Source organism: Sporosarcina sp. FSL K6-1522 (assembly GCF_038622445.1).
GTDB lineage: Bacteria > Bacillota > Bacilli > Bacillales_A > Planococcaceae > Sporosarcina.
On record NZ_CP152019.1, the window covers coordinates 3,547,141 to 3,573,146 of the forward strand.

The following is a 26,006-nucleotide window of genomic DNA, read 5'->3' on the forward strand; positions in this document are numbered from 1 at the left end:
ATCATTCATTAGTCTGTTTCACTTCACATGCCGCACTTCTTCAACTTTTACAAGCCCCGTTACTTCTGCTTCAAGTACCATTTCATTCTTTTGGTTATACGTTGCTAAATAAAGCGTAATTGCCCCTCGATCTTCCTTCGTCTGCTTCATACTAATAATCTTCGCTTTGACAATCAATTGATCCTCTGGAAAAACAGGTCTACGGAATGTCACATTTTTTATGCCCGCTCCAGCTATGACATCATCTCCAAAGAGTCCAAGTTGCACCCAGGCATTCCATGTGGCGGATACTGTATGCATACCGGAAGCAATAATACCGCCAAACATACTTGCTTTCGCTTTTTCCTCATCGATATGCATGTACTGGGGATCAAACTTTAATGCAAAGTCGATAATGTCTTCTTTCGTAGTTGTCGTAGGCGCTGTCTCAAATGTCTGCCCCACTTGGAATTCATGATATTTCACCTAATCACAAACCTCTCATTCTATTTTTCAGCTACACCTAGTCTATTTGCAAGATGCATGCCGAATGCCATAAGTCTATACATAATGACTTTGTCCGAATTAAATCTATTCTTTTATGTAAGCAAAAGCTAACAAGTGTTATCAATCGCTAACGTAAAAGTGTAAAGGCTTTTTAATGAGTCATTTACTAGTTCAATATATCTATACGACAAATCATTCATTAAGTTTCATTTTATTGGATAACTGTGGACTTCATATGTTCAATGATATACTTAGCATCATAGTCTACTCCTTGAAGCAAAGAGGAGCCCCTGCGCGATTGCCACGGTAACCCTAAAAAATAGAGGCCCTTTACCTGGCTTATCCCTCTGTTGTGAATAATTTCTTTCTTACCACCGATTACACCGCCTACTTTTAACCATTCATATTCTTGTTGGAATCCAGTTGCCCATATTATGTTGCTCACTTCAAGTGTAGTTGAATCCTCAAACATGATTTTGTTATCCAAAGCATTTCCAACTCTTCCCTTAACAATAATATCCCCTTTTTTTATAGCATTCTTCAATTCCGCTCCGAAGATTGGGTCGCCTTTTTTTCGAATAATGTTCCCGATCAATGATGTGTTCGTTTCTTTTAATATGCCTAATTTATCAAACCACCAAAACACACTTTTTCCACCAATAGTCAACGGAAAGTATCGAGGCTTTTTACTTATGGCTAAATAGGTTTCTTTGTCCTCTGATAATTCAACTGCGATTTGAGCGCCACTATTGCCCCCTCCTACAACAAGCACATTTCCTTTTTGCAATTGACTCGGGTTCTTATACTCAGAAGAATGTAGCTGTACAATCTTTTTGCTCAGTAAACTCGAATATGCTGGGACCTGCTTTTTTTGAAATGGTCCTGTGGCTACCACGATGTTTGCCGTATAAAATGTATCTTTCGTTGTTTTTATACAAAAACCGGCTTCAGTTTTACTTACACGTAGAACTTCAGTGTCCATTTGAATAGGCAATGCCATTAATTCTGAATAAGACTTTAAGTACTCTGCAACTTCATTTTTAGTTGGAAAACCGTGTTGTTTCCCTTCTAGGGCAAGACCAGGTAACGAGCTGTACATTCGGGGTGTGAATAGTTGTAAAGAATCATATCGATTTCTCCAAACCTCCCCTATGGCTTTTCCTTTATCAATTATCAAAAAATCCCCTTTGTGTTGTTTGAGATAATAGCCCATTGTAAGCCCAGCTTGGCCTGCTCCTATCACAATGGTTTCATAGCTTTTAATGCAATTTACATTTTCTTTTTCACAATGAAGATCTTCGGTTGTGGTTTTGTTAGGCATGCTATTTCTCTCCCATCATTCAAATGTTCATTTGAATATAATATATCTTCATTTCTCAAAACAGTCAAACATCTATTTGAATGAAAAATAAAACGAACCGTTATTGCCTTACAAAGCGAAATAACGGTTCGATTATCTAGTAATGTTCTTTACTCAACAGACTTCTTTTTTTATAAAATGCTAGCCATCAACCCAAAATATAACGAAAGAATGCAGAACATCCCCATAAAAAAGGGCACAACTGCAGCCACTTTCTTCCTAAAACTGTATACAATTAGCCACATGAAAATCAGTGCGACGATAAAAAACAATGTATTGATTGTATTGAACCCCAATTGCACATGCATAGCAGGATCAATGACCCCTGAATAAAAATAATCGAAGATGGCAGAAGGTCCACTACCACCAAGCGTTGTCTCAATACTATGAGGAGGTTCCTGTTGTCCCAAGACACCCGTCGAAACAAAAGTAAAGAACAGTAATATACTTTCGAATTTCAACCACGGGATAGGATTGATGGGCTCTTGTCGCTGCAATTTGCGCTTCATCCAAAATCCATTGATAAAAGCAAAAAACAACACAGGTATGATGGTCAGATGTTTTACCAATAGGGCTTGTCCATATGACAGCATCCATGCGTCCCCATACTCGTTTACATCGATGACCAATGTCATAAGAAAGAACCCTGTTCCCATGATTGTGAGAAAACAGCCGATTGCTAAAGGTGTAAACCACCTCAAATAAGAAAGCCAGTTGTCTTGATTTTTCGAACACCAACCGACGATAAGGAGTAGTCCAATCCATACCGTAACAGTTAAAAAGTGTAAGGAATGAAATACGAAGCCACTCCATTCCGTAAGCGATGCTGCATGACTTGCCCAGCCCAATGCCAACAGAAGAATGAACGTGAAAACAAGTGATATACCAGACAGTGCTTTGCTTTTCAATACTGGGAATAACGAAATGAATAAGTAAAAGAAAATAGCCAGTATGACCGTAATATTCCAAGCCTTCCCTACTTCAAATCCGCCCAGCACGTTTTGCATCGTCATCACCAGGCCGATGTCTTCGTAAAGAAATAGGATGATTCGAATGACAGGAGCAACCGAAAAGAACACAATTCCTAACACCGCTAGTTGAATCAGTCGCTTCGAAATACGTATTTCTGGTTTCAGACGATCAGGAATAAATTGAATGATAAATGCGCCCATTAAGAGCGAAAAACAAAGATACAATAAACTTTCAGCAAGATAAATCCAAACCATTTACTTTTGCCTTCTTCCTATCAACCAGCCAACAAACCCGCCAGCGATTGTAAATAAAACGACAAGAATGACAACGAGTACATCATTCGACGCTATTTTTGAGGTAGCCTCTGCTTGCTGTTCTACAGGTTTTTCTACTGATTTCTTGGTTTCTCCGTGTGCAATCGGATCCTCCATATGATGTTGACTCCCACTCCCCTTCAATGAATCATGCGCGTGCGTTTCTGTTTGTGTATGTGCATGAGTACTTCCCACTTCTTCTTGACTCACCACAAATGAATAGCTCCCCTGGATTGGGTGTCCATCCGCACCAATAATCTTCCACTCCACGGTATATGTCCCCTTATCCAATGGTGACATGAAGGCGCCTGTCATCACATGATCATTGACTTGAGTATTACTAATAATCATTTCCTTTTCATTTTCATTAAAGACTTTTACCGTACTCGTCGATTCAATTTTCGAATTAAATTCCAAGTCAACTTTATAAATGTCTGCAACTACGACTTCCCCATCAGCTGGTGAAGAGCTCGTTAAACCCGTATGCGCAGAGACTGTCGTTATAAATGCGAACAGCAAAATCAGTGTAGCGCTCATAATCCTCTTCATTTTTTCATTTCCTTTCAAAAGCAGTATTAATGTCAATCAAATTTATTGTACAAGAAACCTCACATATTAGTTACCACTAATATGATGAAAATTGACACACATATTAGTAATAGGTAATATGATAATAACAAAACATATTAGTGCTGTCTAATATAAATTAGGAGAGATAGTATGACTCAGATTGATTTAGACCTTAAAGTGAAGTTTTTACGTGCATTCGGAGATAAAACAAGGGTTCAAATATTGGAGTGCATCAAATATGAAGAAAAGACTGTTTCACAAATTGTTGAAAGTATAGAAGGTAATCAGTCCAATATTTCGCAACACTTAGCCTGCCTCAGAGGATGTGGGATCATTGTAGGAAGGCCAGAGGGCAAATACGTCTACTATGGATTGCGAAATCAGCAAATTAAAGAGTTGTTAGACACATTTGATCATGTACTTAGTCAAATCGAAGACAATGTGGCTTGCTGTAAAAATCATATTAGTTAAGGGTGTGCTTACAATGGATAAAAAATGCTGTTCGACCAAAGCAGAATCCCCCCAAATAGAGGAACAAACAACCTGCTGTAGTAGTAACCAAGCAAAGCAAGTTGAAAAGACGGATTGTCGCAGTAGTAACACGATAAATACAGTAGTCAAAGACGACTGTTGTAAGACGCCTCCGAAGATTGAGGAAGAAAACACCAAAACAACGACTTGCTGCAGTAATAAGGAATCCGACAAGGACTCAAGTATGCAAAGTAGTTGTTGCAGTAGTTCAGAAAAGACTTTAGATCCGGTTAACATAAGCCTTAGCGAGGGAATAAAAGAAGAGTTTCGAGTTTATGGAATGGATTGCCCAGCTTGTGCGGTAACCATTGAAAAAAGTTTAAGCACTCAACAAAATATCAATGGAGTGAACGTGAACTATAATACAGGAAAAATGCAAGTACGTTCGACTGAAGAACTGGAATTTGAGTCCATCCAAAAACAAATGAAGAAACTTGGTTTTGAAGTTGAACCTATACAAGTGAATAACAACTTGAAGAATTACTTTATAGAAGGCATGGATTGTGGATCTTGTGCTTTAACAATTGAAAACCACTTGAATAATCTTCCTACTGTCAAACACGTCCAGGTTAATTTTTCAACGGGAAAAATGAAAATTGAACATGAAAATAGCCCAGAAGACATTATGAACGAAGTAGCTAAAGCGGGATTTAAAGCGTCACTCATCACTACCCATCAGCAGACGCCTTCCCCCACACGTTCTAATAATCAAAATGGAGCTGTCATTATTTCAGGTATATTCATTGCGCTAGGATTTATCGGATCTTATACGGGCACTTCTTCTTATCTAACGATAACAATGTATGCCATTGCAATGATGATAAGTGGATATAAGCCTGTGAAGAGTGCTTACTATGCGATCAGAAGTCGTTCGTTAGACATGAACGTCCTCATGTCCGCTGCTGCAATCGGAGCTGCCTTTCTAGGTGAATGGCTTGAAGGGGCGACCGTTGTTTGGCTATTTGCATTAGGGCTTAATTTACAGAATCGTGCTATCGAAAAAACAAGAAAGTCAATTCGTGGCCTTATGGAGTTAACCCCACCAGAAGCCTGGGTTAAAGTTGGCAATGAATTAATCAAAAAGCCTGTTGAGGAGATAGCCATTCATGACGTGATTGTCGTAAAGCCTGGGGATCGAATCCCATTAGACGGCGATGTAATAGAGGGCGAATCCAGTGTCAATCAAGCCGCGATAACAGGAGAATCCATCCCTGTCGATAAAGGGAAAGGTAGTTTCGTCTATGCAGGTTCTATCAATGAACATGGATCGCTAAGCGTTAGCGTTACGAAACTAATAGAGGATACAACAATCTCTAAAATCATTCATTTAGTGGAAGAAGCGCAAGAGAAAAAGGCGCCTACTGAAGCGTTTATTGATAAATTCGCACGTATTTATACACCCGTTGTATTCATGCTTGCTCTTTTAGTCATACTCGTTCCCCCGTTACTTGGATTTGGTAGTTGGGATGAATGGATCTATAAAGGGTTAACGCTGTTAGTCATCGCATGCCCTTGTGCACTCGTTATCTCAACTCCAGTTGCCATTGTTTCAGCACTTGGAAATGCCGCCAAAAATGGCGTGCTGATTAAAGGTGGAACATTCTTAGAAACTGCGGGCACGATTAATGCCATCGCCTTTGACAAAACCGGAACGCTCACTGAAGGAAAACCAAAAGTTACTGATGTCATGGTCTTTAATGAATCAGAAGAAAACATGTTATCAATCGCTCGAACGTTAGAGGAGTACTCCACACACCCCATCGCTAAAACAATAGTGGATTACGCAAAAGGGAAAAACATTCAAGCAAAGAGTGGGGTGGAGTTTAAAAATCATGCCGGAAAAGGGATTCAAGCAACAATCAGTCATATCCCCTACTTCGCGGGAAACATAAAACTGTTTGAAGAGGTCAACAGCCCTATTGATCATTACCGTGAAGAAATTCTCAGACTGCAAGATGAAGGAAAAACCATTATCATCATAGGGACTGCTGAAAAAATTTTAGGGATCATTTGCGTATCAGATACGATCCGAAAAGCAACTAAATGGTCAATCGCAAACCTAGAAAAAATAGGCGTTGAACAAGTTGTTATGCTGACGGGTGATAACGAAGGGACCACCACAGCAATTGCTTTGGAAGCAGGCGTGAATCGCTATTTCTCTGAATTATTACCGGAAGAAAAAGTAGATGCCATCAAACAATTGCAAGAAGAAGGCTATCGAGTAGCCATGGTTGGCGATGGCATAAACGACGCCCCTGCCCTAGCGACTGCAAACCTTGGCATAGCGATGGGCGGTGCTGGTACAGATACGGCAATGGAAACTGCCGATATCGTTTTGATGGCTGACAATTTAGAGAAACTGCCACATACAATGAAGCTCAGCCGAAAAGCATTGGCCATTATCAAACAAAATATTTGGTTTTCAATCGTCGTAAAAATCGTAGCTTTACTCTTAATTGTCCCTGGCTGGTTAACGCTATGGGTTGCTGTATTAAGTGACACCGGCGCTGCGCTGATTGTTATTTTAAATGCGCTTCGTCTTTTAAAAGTCAAAGGATAGTCACTCTATAATCCTTGACGAAATGGTTACCACTTCAATTGTTATTTCTAATGATTTTTGTTATGATAATTAGACGCCTAATTTTAGTGAGTGATGATAAAAATGATACAATTTACGTCTATGCCAAACTATATTTTTTTAACCCAAAACCCTTGACTGGAATCAGTCAAGGGTTTTTGTTGCCTAAAGGAAAGTATTTCACATTAGGCAATTAACATCAATTACGCCTCGGCGTAATTGCGTCCAGATTTTTTTCGAGCTCGCTCGAAAAGCTCCCCTAAAAATCTGTGACATCCGCCGGAGGCTTTATCTTCGTTCAGCCGGTGTTTGAACACCCACTGAACAGGAAACAAAAACGCATTCATCTCGCCACCTATCGAGGTGGGAGTTTTCTGTAGCTGACGCTTCGCTTTCAGTACAAAAAGATTTGCTGAATGAAGATAAAAATAACGTTTATACGAAGCAGCTGTATATCTAAGAATAGATAGGAGCGAAAGTGTTGGAAAACCAAAAATACAATGATCTTAAATTAGGAGAACGTGGAGCAATCCTTAGTATTATCGCTTACATATTCCTTTCCATTATTAAATTAGTTGTTGGCTATTTGAGTGACTCTGCGGCTTTGAAAGCAGATGGCTTAAACAATACAACGGATATCATTGCATCCATAGCTGTTCTAGTAGGATTAAGACTTTCACAAAAGCCACCTGACAAAAATCATCGCTACGGTCATTGGAAGAGTGAAACTATCGCCTCAATGGTTGCTTCCTTCATTATGCTAGCCGTTGGGATTCAAGTATTAACGGAAGCCTTTACCACTGGGTTTCAAGGAGGTAAGGAATCCCCTCATATTGGTGCTGCTTATGTAGGTGTATTCTCTGCATTCGTGATGTATTTTGTCTACCGCTACAACAAAAAATTAGCCGAAAAAATTAATAGCCAAGCAGTTATGGCCGCTGCAAAAGATAATATTTCGGATGCTTGGGTTAGTATAGGAACGGCTATAGGGATATTCGGTTCACAATTGAATATGCCATGGTTGGATACATTAACTGCCATAATCGTTGGGCTACTCATATGTAAAACCGCTTGGGATATTTTCAAACAAGCCTCACACGAACTTTCAGATGGATTTGATGTGGATAAAATTAAACGATATGAGGATGTCATCAGAAAAGTAGATGGAGTTATCGCTACTAAAACAATTAAAGGAAGGAACTACGGGAATAATGAAGTCATAGATGTTGTCATTGTAGTCGACGCATCGTTAGATATTCAAGGTGCCCATGATATAGCAAGCCTTGTTGAACAAGCTTTGATAACGAACCATGGTGTTTACGATGTCCATGTCCATGTGGAGCCTGAATCAACTAGGGATTGAATAATACATGACTGGGACAACTAACAATAAGGAGACTATCTACTCGTGATTACTAGAGAGAAATTAGAAAATAATCAAGTTTGGCTATATGTTGTTGTCCTAGCGATAGCAGCTGGATTTGGATTAATCGTTCCAGATGTTGCAGGACAATTCGATAGAACCATTTCTGTTGTCATCGCTGTTTTAATGTATAGTATGTTTTCCCAGATTCCATTTACGTCTTTAAAAGAGTCGTTTGCAAATCGACGTTTTATCTTGGCTCTATTAGCCGTTAACTATATAGCAGTCCCCATTGTGGTATGGATTCTATCAAAGTTATTACCCGAATATCCACCGTTATTGCTGGGGGTGTATTTAGTATTACTAACACCTTGCATTGACTATGTCATTGTTTTCACATCACTCGGTCGCGGAAATGAAAAGCTATTACTGATGGCAACACCTATTCTTTTCGTTACACAAATGCTCCTATTACCTTTGTACTTATGGTTATTTATGGGTAGAGAAGCTGTAGGAATCGTGGAACTAGGTCCATTCCTGGAAGCATTTGTCGGTCTCATCGTCATTCCACTGGGAATCGCTATCGCCATACAGCTATTTGCAAAGAAAGCATCTGCCGGCAATAGAATATTGAATCTATCAGCATGGCTGCCTGTTCCGTTCATGGCGCTGACCCTTTTTGTTATCGTAGCCTCTCAGATAGGGAAATTATCTACCCACATGAACCTAATTATTAAAGTAATTCCAATCTATATTGCTTTTATGATGATCATGCCGATGATTTCTCGATTTATCGCTAAGTGGTTTAAGCTCGATATCGGATCAGGACGTGCGCTTATTTTCAGTGGCTCGATACGCAATTCGCTCGTAGTTCTTCCTCTTGCCTTATCTTTATCCGATGATATAAGCACGCTAGTAGCCGCCGTAATCGTAACACAGACAATCGTTGAGCTTGCAGGTTCGCTCATTTACATTCGGCTAGTACCTCATCTACTATTACGGCAAAAAATATAGAAAAATCGTCTTCAGGAGGAATACATCCCTTGAAGACGATTTTTTCGTATACAACTTTATCATAAAATATCCGATAACAATGCCGGAGTGATGTGAATCCACAGCCTGTTTTTCTTATTCTCCAGTTTTAGCGAAGTGTTCAATCCTTGCCCCTATTTCATCGCGTACACGCTGGAAGAATGCCCATTTTTCTTCATCTGTTCCTTCTGCTTTTGCAGGGTCATCAAATCCCCAATGCGCACGTTTAACATGAACTGGTGTCATCGGACACTTATCAGCTGCATCACCACAAAGCGTCACGACAAAATCAGCATGATGTAAGATTTGTAGATCAATCATATCCGAAGTTTGATTCGAAATGTCAACGCCAGCCTCATTCATCGCCTTTACAGCATTCGGGTTGACCCCGTGCGCTTCAATTCCTGCACTCAAAACTTGCCAGTCATCACCAAGATATTTTTTGCCCCATCCTTCAGCCATTTGACTACGGCAGGAGTTCCCCGTACATAAGAAATACAATGTTTTTTTCGACATCATGAAAATCTCCTTTTGTGCTTTATTGGATGAATGACAGCCATACATACAGCCCGATTAGTGTAAACAGAAGTGTAGGGACCGTTAAAAGTATACCGATTTTAAAATAACTACCCCAAGAGATTTTCACACCTTTTTGAGAAAGTACATGCAACCATAATAAGGTGGCTAACGAACCGATAGGCGTAATTTTTGGACCTAAATCCGAGCCAATGACATTGGCATAAATCAATGCTTCGCGAATCGGCTCTGTTGTAGTTGTTTCCGATATGGCTAAGGCGTTAATCATAACGGTTGGCATATTATTCATAATCGAAGATAATATCGCCGCAATAAAGCCCATCGCAATCGTTGCGACAAAAAGTCCTTGATTGGCCGCCATTTGAATGACATCCCCCAAGACACTTGTCAGACCAACATTACGCAATCCGTAGACCACCACATACATCCCGATAGAGAAGAACACGATAGCCCAAGGTGCACCTTTGAGTACCTGCTTCGTGTGAACGGCTGGACTTTTTTGTGCCATAATCATAAAGAATATCGCCGTAAGCCCAGCAATAATAGAGACAGGCAAACCTGTGAAACCACTAGAGAAATACCCTACAAGTAACACGCTTAAAATTACCCAAGCCAAGCGAAACAACTTAAGATCTTTAATAGCATCCTTCGGTTGTTTTAAATCTGACACTTTATAATTCTTGGGAATACTTTTACGGAAAAATAACATCAATACCAAAATACTCGCTACCAATGCAAATAAATTCGGGACAATCATTCGAGATGCATATTCGACAAAACCGATACCAAAAAAGTCTGCCGAAACAATATTGACTAAGTTACTCACGACTAACGGTAGGGAAGTCGTATCTGCAATAAAACCACTGGCAATGATGAATGGAAAAATCATCTTCTCATTGAAATTCAAATTTCGTACCATTGCAAGCACTATTGGCGTTAGTATGAGGGCAGCCCCATCATTTGCGAACAACGCAGCGACTACTGCACCTAGAAGGCTGACGTAAACAAACATGCGAATCCCGCTACCTTTAGCTAATCTCGCCATATGTAGTGCAGACCACTCGAAGAATCCGATTTCGTCTAAGATTAATGAAATAATGATGATAGCAATAAAAGCAAGCGTAGCATTCCAGACAATCCCCGTTACGTCTATGACGTCCTGAAAATTAACTACCCCTACTACTAAAGCGATTACCGCCCCAATACAGGCAGACCAGCCAATCGATAAATTTCTAGGCTGCCAAATAACAAAAATCAGTGTAATAATAAATATTAATGATGCCACAATAACTGAAGTCAACTCTTTTTCTCTCCCTACTCACAACAAATTCGCAAACCCTGTGCTTCTAATTCAGTGACTAACCCCTCTTGCCCTGGAAGCTGTTCAAGAACACTTTGTATAAATGGATAATCTGCGTGATCTTCATTGATCGAATAGAAAATCCATTTCCCTTTGCGCGTTTCTTTCACCAACTCAATATCTCTTAATTTACGCAAGTGCTGGCTAATCGCCGGTTGACTCATTTTAAAAATTTCTACAAATTCACAGACGCAGCAATCATGCGATTGCAGTAATTTCATCATCGTCAAACGCGTTTGATCCCCAAGCAATTTCAACAGTTGTGATGCTCTTTGCATATCTGTCGTCACAGGTTGATTCATAGACCCTCCTCCATTTCTTCACCATCATATAATCATATGCTTATATACGCAAGCGTGTTATTCATTTTAGAGAAAAAATAAATAAGGCGCTTGATTCCAAAACGTTTAGAACCAAGCACCTTATGTAGTGGAATAAAATACCCTTATCGCATTCGTAGCAATTCAATCTCCATAACTTCAAATTCTGTTACATCTTTTTACGAACAGCAATTTGTGCTACGGCTTGGTTCTTCTTTCAGATTTTGCAAATTAACACTACAAACCCCCGTCTCAGGCAATTCCAATTCAACCCGTTTTGAAGCTTCTATGTCTCCCGCAAGATAAGCTGTTATTGAACGTACTTGTTCATATCCTGTTGCCATTAAGAATGTCGGTGCACGACCGTAGCTCTTCATACCTACAATATAAAAACCTTCTTCCGGCTGGCGTAGAATTTCTTCACCATGCGCACGAACGGTACCACAACTGTGTTCGTTTGGATCGATGAGTGGTGCTAGTGCTGCGATACTTTCTGTCGCAGGGTCAATGGACAATCGGAGTTCTTGTTCGATTGAAAAGTCCGGACGATTTCCAGTATTGACAATCAACTCGTCAACCCCTTCTACAGTTGTCATTTCGCCTTCATAACTTCCTACTAACGCCATTTGTCCATTCATTGGTTTGACTTGTACGGTGTAGAACGGTGTATAGACTTGCACTTTTCCGGAATCAACCAATGCATGTATTTTCGAACCAAGTGCCCCGCGCGCTTCAAGTGCATCTTTTTCTTCGCCACCGTAAGCATCTTCTACATTTTGTTTACGCAAAATCCAAATCAATTTGGTTTCCGGAAATTCTTTTTGTAAATCGGCCAATTCTAACAATGTATTAATGGCAGAGTGCCCACTACCAATCACTGCAACTGTTTTATCCGCATAGCGTTTCACACGTTTCGTTATATCTGGAATACCATATTCAATGTGGTTTGCGCATTGTTTTTCAGAATTCAACCAAACACCATTTGAAGTAGCAGGATTTGGCTTCCCCCATGTGCCCGTCGCATCAATAATTGCACGTGCTTCTACTATTTCAATAGCATGATTTCTTTCGATATAAATTTCAAAAGGCTGTTTTTCACGATGTAATGATTTCATCTTATCGTTTTGTTTACGTGAGATTGAAATCACTTTTGAGTTGTATCGAATGGCTTTTTGTAAGGCAGGTACTGTACTTAAAGGTACTAAATATTGGTCTACCAACTCTTTTCCTGTCGGTAAAATATCATCCTGTGGTGATTCCCAATCGGTTTCTTCAAGTAGCTGACGTGCTGCTTTATCAATATCGTATTGCCAAGGGCTGAAGAGTTGAACATGTTGCCACTGAAGGATATTGTTGCCTACATTTTCACCTGATTCAAAGACAATGAAAGGCACCTTTTGTATTGTTAAATGTGCTGCTGCCGCAAGTCCTACTGGACCAGCTCCAATAATGGCTACGGGTAAATCTAGGTTATATTGCTTTTGTTCCGGTTTTTCTACCGTCACTTCAGGCGATGAACAGCAAGTTGATTCATGTATCGTTGTTGGTTCCTCACTGCAGCACGATGTCTCTTTTATAGTAAATAATTTAATTTCTTTCATTTAAAATGCCCTCTTTCTAGTAGTTGAATGGCTTGCTCAAAATATTTAGCTGTTACTTCTCCAATAAAATAATCGACACATCAACTTTTTTTGATGTATCGCTCAAAAAAAGTTATCCAGGATAAAATAGACAACAAAGATCCGAAGATAAAATCTTCTTTATTTCATTAGAATTAGCTGAATAAAAATTCCATTTCCCTTCTTTTTCAACAGAAATAAAGTTCACATCTAATAAGACTTTTAGATGATACGATAATTTAGATTGTGGCAATGCTAGTAGTTCACTCAAATCACACACACAGGTTTTTCCGTTTGTAGCCAAAATGCGCAATATATAAAGTCTCTTCTGATCAGACAAAGCTTTAAATTTCTTCTCATAGTCGAGTAAAGTTGTATCACAAACATCCGGCTGTTTAATCATGATTACCGCTCTCCTCACATCAATTATTTTTGATATGTATTATATTATAGCTATATATACAAAGTGTCAATGAAAACAATACAAGCCCTAACATCAACGTGAGTGGATACATGAAAATCTCCACGCTATAGACTTCATTTTATTTTCCATGGCACCTTGAAATCACCATTGTACTGTCTGAATTATTCATATATAGTGATACTAAAAGGGGCCTGATTGGATATGAGGAAATATGTAAAGGAATTTGGAACTTTCCCAGATGTTACGGTTATGCTACTGATTTTGTTCGTTTGCGCTTCTTTAACCGCGCCACATATACTCTCTTTGGGAACCTGGGTAGCTTTGGCTGCGGGCATGCTGACGTATGCAACAAGTGAATATGTAGTCCATCGTTTTTTGTTTCATATTCAAACACCTAAAAACCCGTTCATGCTGAAGATGATTAAGCGATTGCATTATGATCATCATGTCGACCCGGATAATTTAAAATTATTGTTTCTTCCGTTATGGTTCAGCATTCCGGGATTTATCCTTTATGGATTGATTGTTTTCCTCATAACGCAGAGTACGAGTCTGACGTCGGCATTCGCAACAGGCTTAGTCGCTTACTTCCTCTATTATGAATGGAAACATTATATTGCCCATAAGCCCATACAACCCCGTACAAAAATCGGGAAAAGCATTAAAAAACATCATCTGCTGCATCACTTTAAAAATGAAAATTATTGGTTCGGCGTCACGCATACTTCATTCGACAAAACGCTTGGAACCTTTAAAGAAAACAAAGACGTTGAAAAAAGCCCGACGGCTCGTAATTTAGAAAAGAGAATGTAATGTGAAGAGTGGCATGACTGAAGATAGTAGAAGCGAGGCATACCCGAGGGAAAATTGCATTGGCCATGCAAGAGGCTGAATATATTAGAAAGAGGTAGCCTATCGTTAATGAACTATACCTCACCAAAACACCCCTTTAGATTATTTTATCCAAAGGGGCAAAAATCCTATATTTTTTTATTCCCGATTAAACCACAGCTCATCCTTATCATCAACGTCGCCGTTATAATTGATGAGAATTTCATCTCCTGCTTGTATATCTGTGTGCGCATAGAAGTCGAAGGTGCGATTGTTAAAATTAATTTCATACGTTGCATTCGGTTCATAGGAATGATTAAACAACATTCCATAGCCTAGAAGGATAGCAGATTGGCCTAACCCATACTCAAATGCGTAATCAGCGAGCATGGTTTTTTCAATGTGTTGATGTTCGTCGTTTGGATAAGAAATGACAGGTGCTTCATGTAGGAGCGCTCCTTTTTTGACATCACATGTCGCAAATACTCCTCTGTTGAATTCTCCGTCACTTATTGAAGATGTTTTTACCTCAATCATATTTGGCCGCCTACTCACTTTTAGATTCTTCTTTCTCACTATAACAGGAATTTGAGTATGGGGCTCTTTTTAAGGGGCGACCTTCAAATTATTTTTGCATATGAAAAATAGCCTAACTGAATTGCCATTAAAGTTCTTTCTCTTCGATTTGTCCGTTTAGCGTCATCACAAGTTTTCCTTTATTGAATTCTTCCTGAGGTTTTTGTGATTTTACAGTGTTGTGAATCATCTTCCGAGAAGACGAGTGGCAGGAACTACAAAAATTAACCATAAGAACTTCTGGTCCCGTCACAACAGCAGTAGCAGTAAAAGGATTTCCATTTTGATCAAGGCCGGATGCTGAAAATTCTAGTTCATCGACACCAACAAAGCTGTCAAATAACTGAAGCATAAAAGTAACCTGAGCGATTGATGAACCATCTATTATTGTACCAAACCCTGTGACTTGTAGAATGGTGCCTGTATCAATAGATATACACTGGGGGAGATTTACAACTGTCGAGTTAAATGTTGCACTCAAAAATTCGATTGAAACAGAACTACCTTGAAGGGTACAATTCGGGCAAATACTAACGGTAAAACCAGAAACCGGAATAATCATTCTACCTGAACAATCACACTTAGGTATTTGGCATACATCTATTCCTTTTAGTGCTTTTGATACTGGGACAACGCCACATGGTTTACGATGACTTTTACAACGGTTGCATGAACAATTCTTTTTACACGCACTCAAAAAAGCACCTCTTTTTATATTTACTATATAAGCTGAACTTATGATTTTTCACATTCTCTAGCTGATTGGATTCTTTCGTTCAACTCATATAGTAACTTACTCAAATTATTATTTTTTGCTTGGACGCTTTTCGATGCGTGTCCATACCCTCGCAACCAATCCTCTACATGGAGACACGCAAATCCAGTGGCTTCGGGGTACTCACTCATACGAACAACCCCGTTCTCTTAGGTGAACAGGGTGAACGTAACGTCATTTAAAATCTAAGCATTTTCTAGATTCCTGGTATTAAGATCGTCTTCTCCATTCCATCCGCTGTACCACACTCTTCGAAAAGTTTTTTATAAACAATGAAATACCCCAAACAAAAGAGGTTCCCAAAACAACTACGGCGATTAACGCTAGCAAAAAACACTCCCTTATGATCCCAATGATTTCTTGTAATCTCATGTTCTTCTCCTTTATGTAAAGCCATAAACACTCTAGCTGATTTATTGCATGTCTCGAATCAAAATCTAGCCCCTACATAATAAATTTAGTCAACCAAGCAATATACCAAGCCCCAGGGATAAACAGCGCTTGTGCAAGGATTGTCCCTAGTAACCTTGACGTAATCATCATGACGGACATCCTTTTGAGTGTGAGGTAGCTCCCTCTTTGATTGACCACATCATCTGCCAAGACGGAGATTTTCGGGTCAACGAAAATCACTAGTAAAATCGTAGCAATACCATTTACTAGACCTGAAGCCATAATCGCAGTTGAAGCTCGCTCTGGTGCAAGCAAGGCGGCGTATAAAGCGGATAATACGCCAATGGTATAAATGGCGGTTATTACCATGTTGATCAGTAACAACTTTATCGGAATCTCTTTAATCGCAATGTCTTTCAAATAAGAGAATCTTGGTAAATGAAAATGTTTGACTCCACGTTTTATGTATGCTAAGGTGATTCCTTTTTTCATCAGGGCGGGAACTGACCCTTTTTCTTCTGCTAAATGAATGATTGCCCGCGAAAATAAGGCGATAAAAGTGGGAAGTAACAGAATACCGAATAAGGTACCGAAAGTGGAGGCACCAATGAGCACTCTAAATTGCCCTTCAACAAATTCCAACGTATTCTCTTTCCGTGCAGCATCGATTAGACTGCCTGTAAAGGGTTGTTGCATCATATTCGCTAATCTTGAAACAATGACCATTATATTAAACAGTGACAGCGCTGAAGCAATGAGCCTGACCCTCGCCCCCGACAATCTCACCGCATAAGCAAGTGTTTCTACCGCATGGATGATGAATAAAAAAAGGAAGATTAATAGTACTTTTTCTGTTATAAAATCCACAATGCATACCTTCTTTATGTTTAGTAGTGAGAGGCTTACCGCCCAACATTTTACAAATAAAAAACATCCGTTCACCAAGTATAAGCGAACAGATGTAAGACATTCAAATATTTACCTATTTTATTCAAAGTGAGAGGGCTGATTCCCCTACCTATCTATCGCATTCAGCACTTCCAACGACTGCAACACATGATCTAGGAAGTCTGCAAGATCGCCCATATGCTCTTCGTTTATAGTAGACTTGAACTGCATGTCAATGTCGTTTTGATAACTAGGCTGGACTTGTCCATGCACAAAGCTCAATGTTTGCGTGAGCTGGATGGCTGTTTCCCAAATGGCGTTGAGGGCTTGCTCAATTTGCGGACATTCCGTGGTGACATTGTGCACCGTTTTGGTGAAGCGGACGGATAATGCACAGCCGATTTGCTCGCTAGCCACTTCTAAAATTTCCTCTGCCAGCTCTTTCACCGAGGCTTTTAGCACAATCTCTGCTGTGATATCTGGCTGACTGACGAGTGCAAACTGAATGGCGAATTCCCGATTGAGTACGGCAAAATCCATGCGATCCTGTCTGTTCATAATGTCGATTTTCCGGTCTAAGTTATCGAGATCGTAGACATGGTTTTCGAATGCGACTTTTAAGTTTTCAAAAATGGTTGGATCGTACAAAACTTTTTCCTCCTTGCTCCTAGGGCTTGGTTAGTTGTCGATTAAACGTCCGCCCTCTACTTCCCTAAGTATACCAAATAAATAAAGGCAACCCACTGTTACGTAGGTTACCTCTCTCGTTCCCTCTATAATGTCCAAGCACTTCTACTTCAAATAAAACAACCCACCATTGATAATATCTACGTGAATGCTTGCCGCATATTGTTGATCCAACGCTTCTTTCTCAATGGCATAGGACTCCGGTTTATTCTCTACACCTTCATAAAAATAGGCCAACACTCTGCAATCCTTTTGCCAGCGCTGCTTCGCTTCTTCCGCCCATGTATGATCTTCATGCAACAAAAAGTTATCCAATTGCGTATCGAGTCGATTAAGTGCATGAAGAGGTTTTATAATATATGGCAAAGGATAGGCATTTTCCGGCGGGGTTGAGTCCAATTTCAAGACACGTAACGATTCATGAAAGCCATCAACCACCTGCCCCGTCATTAAATTCATGCCTAACGAATACAGCATTTCCTTCGTTTGATCACTGCAATAGGCGACTTTGTAATTAACAGCGAGCCATGGTGTTAACACCAGCTGCGGTTCGCGGTCGTTCGCTACTTGCTCATACATTTGTACAAAAGAACCCATCTCCCTCGTGACTTGAAACAGTTGGCTAAGTCGGGGCGAACCAAAGTGCAGCACTTCTCCCCGCACATTATTCGCAAGTTGATTCGTATTGGTCACCAACGTCAATAGAGCGGGATTCGGCTCCGCATCGGTACTTTCAATATATTTCCAATAAAACGGGCGATTCATGATTTTTTTATCCATATCAATCGTTAATTGCACTTGGATGACCTGATCATCGGCATAGACGATTGGGCAATTTGTTTCCTTAAAAAATTGCTGGACATACTGATGAATTTGTTGGGGATACATGCACATTCTCCTTTACATAGACTGTTTGACAGCACATACATTCAATTACGCCTCAGCGTAATTGCGTCCAGATTTTTTTCGAGCTGGCTCGAAAAGCTCCTCTAAAAATCTGTGACATCCGCAGGCCAACAGGATGTTGGTCATGCAACCATCGCCGCAGGACGCGGCGGACTTAGGTTGCCTTCTATTCTTCGTTCAGCTAGTGTTTGAACACCTACTGAACAGGAAACAAAACCGCATTCATCTCGCCACCCGTGGAGGTGGGAGTTTTCCGCTGAATGAAGATAAAATGTCATCCAACTCGCCGACGACTTTTTCAAAAACACCAATTTTCGCATAAAGTAAATCTAATATATGATCCTCCACAGTATGCTGAACGGCCAAATTGTAAATATGCACGTCCTGCTCTTGCCCCAAACGGTGAACCCGTCCAATGCGTTGCTCTAACTTCATCGGATTCCAAGGTAAATCGTAGTTAATGACATGGTGACTAAATTGTAAGTTAATCCCTTCACTTCCGGACTCCGTCGCAATGAGCACCTGTGCTTGTTCTTTAAAAAGCTGCTTCATCCACTCCCGTTTGTTTTTGCTAAATTTCCCGTTAAACAAGACGCTCGAAATGCCTTTGGAATATAAATACTCCTGTAAATAGCTTTGGCTCGCTCGGTATTCGGTAAAGAGGATAACTTTATCATTGGCCTGCATAATAAGCTCATAAGCCTTTTCCGCTTTAGCATTTCGTTCCAGTACGCGTAATTTTTCCAGTATGCCTTCAATATGCGTAACGGCACCGGGCTCCAGAGACTTTTGCTGCATTTTTGTTAAGGTCTCATAGACAGCCTCCTTACTGCTACACATTTCCCTTTGAAGCGTTAACACCGAGAAGGCATTGGCAAAAATAGGCGAGACTTCTTTCAATTGTGACAGCAGCCCGTAGACTTCTTTTTCCGCTGGTGAAAAATCGAGTGGAATCGTTTGAACATGGCGATTCGTCCAGTCAATGCCCGTATCCTGCCTACGATTGCGCACCATCACTTGATTGACCAATTCTCGTAAAAACTCTTCGTGTTCGACATCGTGTTTCTGTGCGGAAAAGGCTGCTTGAAACGTCTCATAATTACCAAGATGCCCCGGTTTTAATAATGAAATCAAATAAAAGAGTTCAAACACATCATTTTGAATTGGCGTAGCCGTTAACAATAAACAAAACTTTTTCTTTAAATGCTGAACAAATTCATAACTTTTCGTTTTATGATTCTTTAATTTATGCGCTTCATCAATAATGATTAAATCAAATGCTTGCGCATAAATACTTTCTCTATGCGGGCTTCTTTTCGCCATATCAATACTCATAACGACAACGTCACAGTAGTTTAAATCGTAATTTTTTTTATACTGAATTGCGGGAATGTGAAATTTGTAATGCAATTCCTCAACCCATTGATTGACAAGTGAAGCCGGCACCAAAATGAGCGCTTTTTTCACAAGCCCTCTAATGAGATATTCCTTCAAAATCAAACCCGCCTCAATCGTTTTCCCAAGTCCTACTTCATCCGCCAAAATCGCCTTGCCATTCATCCTTTCAATGACCGTTTCTGCCACGCTTAATTGATGAGCAAGCGGCTTGAGATTAGGTAAATAGGGAGGCGATAGAAGCCCATGAAAATCGGTAATTAAGTTCGATTTAGCCGTCTCATAACTCATGTTATATAATGTCCAATTATCCCATGGTACACGATTTTCCAACCGTTCGATCAAGCCTTCCTGCCATACCGCTGACCTTTCAATCTTCATCCATATCACCTCATGTGACTTTCCCTTTCTTATAAGGTTGTCCCAAAAAGAAGTTTCTATGTTTTTTATATCAATTACGCTCCGGCGTAATTGCGTCCAGATTTTTTTCGAGCTCTCTCGAAAAACTCCCCCTAAAAATCTGTGACATCCGCCGGAGGCTTTATCTTCATTCAGTCGGTGTTTGAACACCCACTGAACAGTAAAACAAAACCGCATTCATCTCGACACCTGTCGAGGTGGGGGTTTTCTACTGAATGAAGATAAAAAAACGGATGACTTCCTAAGTTGGAAACCATCCGTTGATGTTTGAATATATAATGATGAACTCATTCGACTAATAACCGGTAAGCCCTATAAAACAGTAAAAGAATGCGGCAATAAAGAAGAAGGTCCAAACCCCTCCTAGTATTTTTTGATTATGTGTGTTCTTACCGTTGTGCAATTTCTCTAAAAAAGTGATCAGATTCAAAAACCAAATAACGCCTAACAGAGGCACAACAACAAAGGTTAAAAATAACATATGATCACCGCTCCTTTCCGCCCGCTCAATTATAACCTATATTCCCACATCAACGACGCGTAAATTCGTGAAAACTCAGGTTATAGAAGCGAAGAAGTAGCGTCTAAATTCGCTTTGAACCAAAAACACCTCAATTGTTAGGACATTGCTAACAATTGAGGTGCTGGTTCTTGCCTGAGTGTGTGGCATTCTACCGGAAAGTGGTGCCAGGTACGGCCACAATTCGAAGGCCTGGAATCCAGTTCACTAATATCAAAATCTTACTTCGGCATTCCCGACTACGTCGACTCACCGTCGAATACCAATACTCCGCCCCACCTGTTTCGGCATTTCTAGCTGTTGATCCGCCTCAGCGATGCTAGCAATAAATGCAGCAATTGCCGGTGGAAATGGCGCGGACTTTCCTTGTGCCGTATCGATGCCCATCAACATTTGTTCACTCGTCGCCACCAGATCACCCGCACGATTCTTCATCATGAAAAATACATGTAATCGCTTGGCATCCGCATCGATTAGTTGAACAGTTACATCGAGTTGCTCCCCTTTATGCGCTTCTAGCAAGTAGCAGATATGCGTTTCCAATGTGAAAATGGTATAGGAAAACGCTTCGCGTGCAGCTTCATGCAAGCCCATATAGTCCATAAATGCATCTACCGCATGGCTAAACACAAGCGCATACGCCGCATCATTCATATGACCGTTATAGTCGACCCAGTCCGCTGCTACATCCGTCTGATAATTAAAGGCTGTCTGTTCCATCACCATATCCCCCTCACTTGATGCTGTTCGTACTCGTTTCAGGCCAATATTCCTCAACCAAATCCAATAATTTCACTAAGAATTCATTGCGCTTGACTTCTAAATCAGCTACCGTGTTGTCTCCAGCTTGCTGTTCACAGCCTTCGATAACTTTTTCTTTTAATTCCTCCGTCAGTTCGGGTGCTTCTAATTTCGTCCATGGGAGCTTCAGCGCAGGGCCGAACTGTTCGAGCATATGGCGCATTCCTTGTTCGCCGCCTGCCAGATGGAATGTCAAAAACGGCCCCATTTGTGCCCAGCGTAGTCCTGCACCATAAATAATCGCCGCATCGATTTCTTCCGTTGTTGCGATGCCATCATTGACTAAGTGCAACGATTCACGCCACAATGCTTCCATTAATCGGTCTGCGACATGACCTTCGATTTCTTTTTTAATAATCAATGGCTTCATACCAACAGCTTGATAAAATGCATCGGCCCGTTCGATAACCGCTGGCGTTGTTGCCACGCCACCAACTAATTCAACGAGTGGCAAAATATAAACCGGGTTAAATGGATGCGCCACAATAAGCCGTTCCGGAAGTTGAAGCCCTGCTTGCAACGTACTCGGCATAATGCCAGATGTACTAGACGCAATAATCGCTTCAGGTTTTGCATATTGGTCGATACTCATTAATACCGATCGCTTTAGCTCTTCCCTTTCAGGAACATTTTCCTGAATTAAGTCCGCATCTTTAACCGCTTCCTCGATTGTCGGCACAAATGTCAGACGTTCCATCGATGCATCAGATGCAAGTCCCAGTTTTTCCAATGCAGGCCACGCGCGCTCCACTGCCGCACGCGTTCGCATTTCCGCACCTTCTGCCGGATCAAAAGCAACGACTGAATAGCCCGCCGCAAGAAACCGCGCAATCCATCCATTGCCAATGACACCTGTCCCGATTACTGCTAATCTGGGATTTGCTATCATAGTGTCGTCCTTGTACGTGTATTAATAAGCCCGTAATAGTCTCGTGCTTCTTGCGGTGTCATCGCTTCAAGTCCATTGCTATGAAGCATACCAACTGCTTTATCGACCAACTGTTCGTTACGTGCAGGAACACCTCTTGTTAGATATAAATTATCCTCTAATCCTACACGGATATTGCCACCTAGCAAGGCTGTTTGCATCGCCATTGGCAACTGCATGCGCCCGATGGCAAATGCCGACCAGCTTGCATTCGCAGGTAAACGATTTTTAAAATACAGCAATGTTTCGACATCGGCTTCTGCTCCCCAAGGAATCCCTAGACAAAACTGGAACATTGGATCTCCATCAATGAGCCCTTCAGCGACTAACTGTTTGGCAAACCGAAGATGCCCCGTGTCAAAGCACTCTAACTCCGGCTTGACGCCACTTTGCTGAATGAGCTTGGCATGCTCTCTCAACCATTCTGTTGGACTATGATAAATCATATCCCCAAAATTCAGACTGCCACAATCCAGCGTACACATTTCAGGCAGCAATGTGCCTACTGGATTATGGCGTTCTGTTGGCGTTTGAATAAAGGTGCCATTTCCACCCGCCGCAGGTGTTTCTAAACTTGGGATAAAGTCTCCGCCGCCACCTGCTGTAATATTGATGATGACATCTGTTTCCGAGTCACGAATACGGTCTACAATTTCACGATAATGTTCAATATCATGACTAATGCCGCCTGTTTTTGGATCACGGGCATGAATATGCGCCACTGTTGCACCAGCTTTTGCCGATTCAATGGCAGCTTCCGCGATTTCTTTTGGTGTGACAGGTACATATTCATTGATCCCTGTTGTATCCCCAGCACCTGTCACAGCTGCCGTTACTAAAATCTTATTCTTCATATGAATCTCCCCCATTCCACTTTATTACTATACCGCCTGGACGGTTTGTAATACCCACTATACATGGGGGAGCGTGTACTTTCAACCTTACCTGTGGCAGATAACGGTTATTATCAGTTTATACAGAGTATTCTTTCGTCCATTCTCGTAGTGTTTCATAGATTTTTTCCTTCGAATCTGGATCGATAGGGTCAATCCCGAAAAGGTCTGCCAACCAAATACCATCCGTCGCTAGACGAATGATTGTTGCATGGATAGGGTCAAGGCCATCATTTTCAATTGCCTGTTGCCATTCGGCATAAGCGGTATGGATTGGATCCAATAACTGTGGATTGACGGCTTTTGCTGCAAGTAAACTCGCATGCATGTCTGCTTGTTGATGCGGTTGCTTAAACGTGACATCTAGATATGCACGTGTCCATTTCCCTTTCTCTTCAAGATCTGCTTCTGCATTGGTCGCAATTTTTTCGCGATAATTAACGGCCAAATGCTCCACCATTTTCTCTACCAATTGTTCTTTGGATTGGTAATGATAAAGCAGACCGCCTTTACTAATGCCTGCCTCCTTCGCGATGGCTTCCAACGTTAACGAAAAGATTCCCTTCTCCGCGACAATTTTAGACGCAGCCTCGAGAATCACTATTTTCTTATTTTTACTGTCCATGATCTATCTCCCTTAATTCACATTACAATTTCTACTGTACCATGCGGTTTGTGTATTTAAAACTTGCGGGTAACAGTGCTTTTTCTGAAGTGTTTCAAATTCAATGAATTTGAACTTCGGGTTAATTGTGTGAGTGACACCTTTACAAAAAGAAGTTGTGCGTACTAAAGCATTTGTTACCCACCATATAAAGATTAAAAGCGTTATCTCTATTCTGTAAATAGACAGTGGTTCATTCGCCACTAGGTCTAAGTAGCCCACCCAAAAAAGAAAACCTTGAAAAATTGCGTGACTGACTGGCACCTTTACATTCTATTGATCAACAGATACCCATCCTTCATCATCTAACTCCAATTCGTACTCCCATGGTACGTGACGAAGTGAATAAGATATTTCTTTACTTAGCTTTTGATAAATATCTTTTCTCACTCTACTTCCTCTTCCCGATTGCACTCTATCATTTCTCCTATAATAAATGCTACCCACTCCCAAAAATCCTTAAATTCTTTTCTTTGTTCAAAACCTTCCGATGTAAAATCATGGATTATTTGTACCCGGCTTCCCTTGCCAATTTCAAAGCAAGCGATATCATCATTATCATCTCTTCGAGCGAAGGGAACCAGTCTTCTATTAGGATAACGCTTCTTTAAATCAAAATATCTTCTAGTTGCTTGTTCTGACTCCATCAAATACCATATATCAAAATCGAGTAGATTTAATCCAACTATTTTTCGATAAGAATCCGGGTATTCATATATTTCCGAATCAACAAAGTACTCGTTCATAATAAATGCAACTCACTCTCTATTTCATTTTTTCTAGTTCAAATGATCCCATTGGGTTATTATTTCTAAATCCAGCTTTTTGTTTCTGAATTCCAATGCGTCTCCCCAAGTAGTTGGAACCCCTTTTTTAGTAGTAATTCTATCAAGCATATCTGCCGGCAATGGATCATTATAATTTATAACAGTTGCTGTAACTTCTATACCAGCTTTTCTGGCTGCAGCAACTCTGGTATTATCAATAGTAGTGAAATTTCCATCTGGCATACTTACTACATCAATCGGCTCCCCTTTCCATCCATTAACTTTCATACGATTCAAAAGTAAATTTTTTCAACCATAAAGTTCTTAAAGTCAAAAAATCTTGAAAGGCATATTACCAATCAAGGTTTTAAGTTTAAGTATCTATGAATTATCTTTTATTGGTCCATAATTAACAATTAAAATACGCCTTCAAGAAATCAAAAAACGATAACCAAGTTTCCTTTAGCTCTCCTTTTAAAAGTAGTTCATCTCCCCCCTCAAAATTAACTATATAAACTTTATCTGTTACAGTATTCAGCACTAATACAGCATTTGCTGACATTTCACTTAAAACCAGATACTGCTTCGGAAAACCATGTTCTTTTCTAGAAATGAGTGTGTATGATTCAATATTATTTTCTTCATCTACTATATCTAGTAATTCAAAGGGTACATGCTCTTCCCAAAAAGATCCTGCATACTGGATATAAAATTCTTGGAAAGAATCTGATACGTTTACACCTAGCCTTATTAAAGCATCCTGTACTAGATTGCTATCTTCACGTTTATATATTTCTTCTCCTAGAACTGCATCTAGTCCCTCAGGCAAAATACTCATATTATTATTTTCCTCCTAAAGCTTCTTCTCCTCGTATCTTCCAATAATTAATAGAATCTACTTTTTGAAATGCTCCTCTAGTTGTCTCATCCATTGGATAAAATGGGTTTAACTTTCCTTTATAAGGATGTAGTGGAGCTCTTTTAGCATTACTGATATTATGGTACCTAGTTGAAGCTTCATAATAATGGCCCAACACCTTTTTGTTGTGAATGATGCAACGTTGCAACACTACCTGCATTATACTCTACACTCCGA

28 protein-coding genes and 1 pseudogene are annotated in these 26,006 nt (G+C 40.3%); 5 read left to right on the plus strand and 24 right to left on the minus strand.

Annotated features, from left to right (window positions below):
• Positions 1–18 precede the first annotated feature (18 nt).
• The 4 genes from MKY34_RS17675 to MKY34_RS17690 all read right to left on the minus strand — a co-directional run bounded on the left by MKY34_RS17675 (position 19) and on the right by MKY34_RS17690 (position 3,681).
• On the minus strand, positions 19–465 hold the full coding sequence (locus MKY34_RS17675; protein WP_342512430.1) for a MaoC/PaaZ C-terminal domain-containing protein: 447 nt from the start codon (positions 463–465) through the stop codon (positions 19–21).
• A 232-nt stretch (positions 466–697) separates the two neighbouring features.
• A complete protein-coding gene (locus MKY34_RS17680; protein WP_342512431.1) occupies positions 698–1,807 on the minus strand; it encodes an NAD(P)/FAD-dependent oxidoreductase in 1,110 nt (369 codons plus the stop codon).
• Positions 1,808–1,977: 170 nt separating this feature from the next.
• Positions 1,978–3,072, minus strand: coding sequence for a CopD family protein (locus MKY34_RS17685; protein ID WP_342512432.1), 1,095 nt, complete (start codon positions 3,070–3,072; stop codon positions 1,978–1,980).
• Positions 3,073–3,681, minus strand: coding sequence for a copper resistance CopC family protein (locus tag MKY34_RS17690; RefSeq protein WP_342512433.1), 609 nt, complete (start codon positions 3,679–3,681; stop codon positions 3,073–3,075).
• A gap of 171 nt (positions 3,682–3,852) precedes the next feature.
• Between MKY34_RS17690 and MKY34_RS17695 the strand changes: the two genes are divergently transcribed.
• From MKY34_RS17695 to MKY34_RS17710, 4 genes are all read left to right on the plus strand, one after another.
• Positions 3,853–4,173, plus strand: a complete 321-nt coding sequence (locus MKY34_RS17695; RefSeq protein ID WP_342512434.1) for a metalloregulator ArsR/SmtB family transcription factor — start codon at positions 3,853–3,855, stop codon at positions 4,171–4,173.
• 13 nt (positions 4,174–4,186) lie between these two features.
• On the plus strand, positions 4,187–6,793 hold the full coding sequence (locus MKY34_RS17700; protein WP_342512435.1) for a heavy metal translocating P-type ATPase: 2,607 nt from the start codon (positions 4,187–4,189) through the stop codon (positions 6,791–6,793).
• 499 nt (positions 6,794–7,292) lie between these two features.
• Positions 7,293–8,174: a cation diffusion facilitator family transporter gene (locus MKY34_RS17705; protein WP_342512436.1), complete on the plus strand. Its 882-nt coding sequence runs from the start codon at positions 7,293–7,295 to the stop codon at positions 8,172–8,174.
• A gap of 45 nt (positions 8,175–8,219) precedes the next feature.
• A complete protein-coding gene (locus MKY34_RS17710) occupies positions 8,220–9,188 on the plus strand; it encodes a bile acid:sodium symporter (protein ID WP_342512437.1) in 969 nt (322 codons plus the stop codon).
• A 114-nt stretch (positions 9,189–9,302) separates the two neighbouring features.
• On the opposite strand, the gene arsC is transcribed toward MKY34_RS17710, so the two are convergent.
• From arsC to MKY34_RS17735, 5 genes are all read right to left on the minus strand, one after another.
• Positions 9,303–9,722: an arsenate reductase (thioredoxin) gene (gene arsC, locus MKY34_RS17715; protein WP_342512438.1), complete on the minus strand. Its 420-nt coding sequence runs from the start codon at positions 9,720–9,722 to the stop codon at positions 9,303–9,305.
• Between the two features lie 22 nt (positions 9,723–9,744).
• A complete protein-coding gene (locus tag MKY34_RS17720; RefSeq protein ID WP_342512439.1) occupies positions 9,745–11,043 on the minus strand; it encodes an arsenic transporter in 1,299 nt (432 codons plus the stop codon).
• A gap of 14 nt (positions 11,044–11,057) precedes the next feature.
• Positions 11,058–11,405: a metalloregulator ArsR/SmtB family transcription factor gene (locus MKY34_RS17725; protein WP_342512440.1), complete on the minus strand. Its 348-nt coding sequence runs from the start codon at positions 11,403–11,405 to the stop codon at positions 11,058–11,060.
• Positions 11,406–11,602: 197 nt separating this feature from the next.
• Positions 11,603–13,024, minus strand: coding sequence for an NAD(P)-binding domain-containing protein (locus tag MKY34_RS17730; RefSeq protein WP_342512441.1), 1,422 nt, complete (start codon positions 13,022–13,024; stop codon positions 11,603–11,605).
• Positions 13,025–13,136: 112 nt separating this feature from the next.
• Complete coding sequence (locus MKY34_RS17735) at positions 13,137–13,445, minus strand: metalloregulator ArsR/SmtB family transcription factor (RefSeq protein ID WP_342512442.1); 309 nt, start codon at positions 13,443–13,445, stop codon at positions 13,137–13,139.
• Positions 13,446–13,667: 222 nt separating this feature from the next.
• On the opposite strand from MKY34_RS17735, the gene MKY34_RS17740 reads away from it, so the two are divergent.
• Positions 13,668–14,279: a sterol desaturase family protein gene (locus tag MKY34_RS17740; RefSeq protein WP_342512443.1), complete on the plus strand. Its 612-nt coding sequence runs from the start codon at positions 13,668–13,670 to the stop codon at positions 14,277–14,279.
• A 177-nt stretch (positions 14,280–14,456) separates the two neighbouring features.
• Here the strand turns inward: MKY34_RS17740 and MKY34_RS17745 are convergent, their stop codons facing one another.
• From MKY34_RS17745 to MKY34_RS17815, 15 genes and pseudogenes are all read right to left on the minus strand, one after another.
• Complete coding sequence (locus MKY34_RS17745; RefSeq protein ID WP_342512444.1) at positions 14,457–14,834, minus strand: SET domain-containing protein; 378 nt, start codon at positions 14,832–14,834, stop codon at positions 14,457–14,459.
• A 127-nt stretch (positions 14,835–14,961) separates the two neighbouring features.
• Positions 14,962–15,570, minus strand: coding sequence for a hypothetical protein (locus tag MKY34_RS17750; protein ID WP_342512445.1), 609 nt, complete (start codon positions 15,568–15,570; stop codon positions 14,962–14,964).
• Between the two features lie 522 nt (positions 15,571–16,092).
• Positions 16,093–16,908: a lipid II flippase Amj family protein gene (locus MKY34_RS17755; protein ID WP_342512446.1), complete on the minus strand. Its 816-nt coding sequence runs from the start codon at positions 16,906–16,908 to the stop codon at positions 16,093–16,095.
• A gap of 147 nt (positions 16,909–17,055) precedes the next feature.
• Positions 17,056–17,577: a hypothetical protein gene (locus MKY34_RS17760; protein ID WP_342512447.1), complete on the minus strand. Its 522-nt coding sequence runs from the start codon at positions 17,575–17,577 to the stop codon at positions 17,056–17,058.
• Positions 17,578–17,721: 144 nt separating this feature from the next.
• Positions 17,722–18,504 carry a YqhG family protein gene (locus tag MKY34_RS17765; protein WP_342512448.1) on the minus strand — a complete coding sequence of 261 codons (783 nt, stop codon included), beginning with the start codon at positions 18,502–18,504 and terminating at the stop codon, positions 17,722–17,724.
• Between the two features lie 240 nt (positions 18,505–18,744).
• Entirely contained in the window at positions 18,745–20,298 is a 1,554-nt protein-coding gene (locus MKY34_RS17770) for an SNF2-related protein (RefSeq protein WP_342512449.1), read from the minus strand.
• A gap of 808 nt (positions 20,299–21,106) precedes the next feature.
• A complete protein-coding gene (locus MKY34_RS17775; protein WP_342512450.1) occupies positions 21,107–21,577 on the minus strand; it encodes a thioesterase family protein in 471 nt (156 codons plus the stop codon).
• A gap of 13 nt (positions 21,578–21,590) precedes the next feature.
• Positions 21,591–22,547, minus strand: a complete 957-nt coding sequence (locus tag MKY34_RS17780; protein ID WP_342512451.1) for an L-carnitine dehydrogenase — start codon at positions 22,545–22,547, stop codon at positions 21,591–21,593.
• Positions 22,544–23,440 (minus strand): 3-keto-5-aminohexanoate cleavage protein, encoded by an 897-nt coding sequence (locus MKY34_RS17785; RefSeq protein ID WP_342512452.1) that lies wholly within the window; start codon positions 23,438–23,440, stop codon positions 22,544–22,546. Before MKY34_RS17785 ends, MKY34_RS17780 begins: the two co-directional genes overlap by 4 nt.
• Before the next feature lie 118 nt (positions 23,441–23,558).
• Positions 23,559–24,104: a TetR/AcrR family transcriptional regulator gene (locus MKY34_RS17790; RefSeq protein ID WP_342512453.1), complete on the minus strand. Its 546-nt coding sequence runs from the start codon at positions 24,102–24,104 to the stop codon at positions 23,559–23,561.
• Positions 24,105–24,419: 315 nt separating this feature from the next.
• Positions 24,420–24,533 (minus strand): annotated as a pseudogene (locus tag MKY34_RS17795) (RNA 2'-phosphotransferase); the annotation flags it as partial.
• Complete coding sequence (locus tag MKY34_RS17800) at positions 24,530–24,889, minus strand: hypothetical protein (RefSeq protein WP_342512454.1); 360 nt, start codon at positions 24,887–24,889, stop codon at positions 24,530–24,532. The pseudogene MKY34_RS17795 and the gene MKY34_RS17800, both read right to left, overlap by 4 nt.
• A 33-nt stretch (positions 24,890–24,922) precedes the next feature.
• Positions 24,923–25,207 (minus strand): hypothetical protein, encoded by a 285-nt coding sequence (locus MKY34_RS17805; protein WP_342512455.1) that lies wholly within the window; start codon positions 25,205–25,207, stop codon positions 24,923–24,925.
• Between the two features lie 112 nt (positions 25,208–25,319).
• Entirely contained in the window at positions 25,320–25,748 is a 429-nt protein-coding gene (locus MKY34_RS17810; RefSeq protein WP_342512456.1) for an SMI1/KNR4 family protein, read from the minus strand.
• Between the two features lie 4 nt (positions 25,749–25,752).
• Positions 25,753–25,989: a hypothetical protein gene (locus tag MKY34_RS17815; protein ID WP_342512457.1), complete on the minus strand. Its 237-nt coding sequence runs from the start codon at positions 25,987–25,989 to the stop codon at positions 25,753–25,755.
• Positions 25,990–26,006: the final 17 nt, after the last annotated feature.

Bases quoted from the DNA above. Each gene is read 5' to 3' on its own strand.
- MKY34_RS17775 (WP_342512450.1), bottom strand. From the start codon at position 21,577: ATGGAACAGACAGCCTTTAATTATCAGACGGATGTAGCAGCGGACTGG.
- MKY34_RS17725 (WP_342512440.1), bottom strand. From the start codon at position 11,405: ATGAATCAACCTGTGACGACAGATATGCAAAGAGCATCACAACTGTTG.
- MKY34_RS17740 (WP_342512443.1), top strand. From the start codon at position 13,668: ATGAGGAAATATGTAAAGGAATTTGGAACTTTCCCAGATGTTACGGTT.
- MKY34_RS17790 (WP_342512453.1), bottom strand. From the start codon at position 24,104: ATGGACAGTAAAAATAAGAAAATAGTGATTCTCGAGGCTGCGTCTAAA.
- MKY34_RS17700 (WP_342512435.1), top strand. From the start codon at position 4,187: ATGGATAAAAAATGCTGTTCGACCAAAGCAGAATCCCCCCAAATAGAG.
- MKY34_RS17690 (WP_342512433.1), bottom strand. From the start codon at position 3,681: ATGAAGAGGATTATGAGCGCTACACTGATTTTGCTGTTCGCATTTATA.
- MKY34_RS17745 (WP_342512444.1), bottom strand. From the start codon at position 14,834: ATGATTGAGGTAAAAACATCTTCAATAAGTGACGGAGAATTCAACAGA.
- MKY34_RS17735 (WP_342512442.1), bottom strand. From the start codon at position 13,445: ATGATTAAACAGCCGGATGTTTGTGATACAACTTTACTCGACTATGAG.
- MKY34_RS17680 (WP_342512431.1), bottom strand. From the start codon at position 1,807: ATGCCTAACAAAACCACAACCGAAGATCTTCATTGTGAAAAAGAAAAT.
- MKY34_RS17800 (WP_342512454.1), bottom strand. From the start codon at position 24,889: ATGAACGAGTACTTTGTTGATTCGGAAATATATGAATACCCGGATTCT.
- MKY34_RS17685 (WP_342512432.1), bottom strand. From the start codon at position 3,072: ATGGTTTGGATTTATCTTGCTGAAAGTTTATTGTATCTTTGTTTTTCG.
- MKY34_RS17765 (WP_342512448.1), bottom strand. From the start codon at position 18,504: ATGTATCCCCAACAAATTCATCAGTATGTCCAGCAATTTTTTAAGGAA.
- MKY34_RS17815 (WP_342512457.1), bottom strand. From the start codon at position 25,989: ATGCAGGTAGTGTTGCAACGTTGCATCATTCACAACAAAAAGGTGTTG.
- MKY34_RS17810 (WP_342512456.1), bottom strand. From the start codon at position 25,748: ATGAGTATTTTGCCTGAGGGACTAGATGCAGTTCTAGGAGAAGAAATA.
- MKY34_RS17730 (WP_342512441.1), bottom strand. From the start codon at position 13,024: ATGAAAGAAATTAAATTATTTACTATAAAAGAGACATCGTGCTGCAGT.
- MKY34_RS17770 (WP_342512449.1), bottom strand. From the start codon at position 20,298: ATGAAGATTGAAAGGTCAGCGGTATGGCAGGAAGGCTTGATCGAACGG.
- MKY34_RS17780 (WP_342512451.1), bottom strand. From the start codon at position 22,547: ATGATAGCAAATCCCAGATTAGCAGTAATCGGGACAGGTGTCATTGGC.
- MKY34_RS17695 (WP_342512434.1), top strand. From the start codon at position 3,853: ATGACTCAGATTGATTTAGACCTTAAAGTGAAGTTTTTACGTGCATTC.
- MKY34_RS17785 (WP_342512452.1), bottom strand. From the start codon at position 23,440: ATGAAGAATAAGATTTTAGTAACGGCAGCTGTGACAGGTGCTGGGGAT.
- arsC (WP_342512438.1), bottom strand. From the start codon at position 9,722: ATGTCGAAAAAAACATTGTATTTCTTATGTACGGGGAACTCCTGCCGT.